This is a genomic window from Bartonella sp. CL63NXGY, from assembly GCF_042194905.1.
Lineage (GTDB): Bacteria > Pseudomonadota > Alphaproteobacteria > Rhizobiales > Rhizobiaceae > Bartonella.
In genome coordinates, this window is record NZ_JBHINK010000082.1 from 1 (window position 1) to 749 (window position 749).

Annotated in this window: 1 protein-coding gene; it reads right to left on the reverse strand. The window is 42.5% G+C overall.

Features of this window, described 5'->3' with window-relative positions; all coding sequences use genetic code 11:
• A partial coding sequence (locus ACFIK0_RS09355; protein ID WP_375663903.1) for a hypothetical protein occupies positions 1-749 on the reverse strand: 749 nt, incomplete at both ends.

The window sequence follows — 749 nt, forward strand, 5'->3', positions numbered from 1 at the left end:
AGGTTGCCACTAGATTGTATTACCCCCGAAACAGTTGGTTTATGAGAAAATGCTTGTGTGACAGTCTTTTCTGTCATATGTGACCAGTGTTCGTTTGGGGATAAGAACCCCCACCTATCACCATTCCATTTATATGTCTGCATATGATCTCTACCATGCGCCCGTCCTTTTACCCAAGTAAAAGCCTTGTAGACTGTTCCATCTTTCAATGTTGCTTTGCCGTATGATCCTTCCTTATTACCAAAAAGTACTTCGTCCAAACTAAATAATGTATGCTCGATGTTAATACCGAGAAATGAGTCCGGCTCTTCAATGTGCCCTTTTCCCCAAAGATCTTGCTGTGTATTGTGATATAACAACCCATCTCCGCTACCATGAAAATCCTCTGGTTTTTCGAAAGAAATATCGCTATATTCCGTTTTTTCCGTGATGACAGGCGTGCTATCGGCTTCGTTTTTTAGGGTGTTGGTTTGGATATTTAAGTTTCCACCAGCTTGAATAAAGCCTGCTTTGTTAACAAGGGAAAGGCTTTTTCCGCTGCCAGCCGCATTGGTAAAAGATAAATCACCTTCTGCTAAAATAGCGCCAAAATCATTCAACAAAGCCCCATCAACTTGTAAAGCACCATTGCCCTTCACATAAATTAAGCCCGTTTTGTTGTTGGTCACATTGCCCGTCACGCTAAAGACTAAATCCTGCCCCGATGCCAATTGACCGCTATTTCCAAGCTCCCCCGTTTTGATCACGAA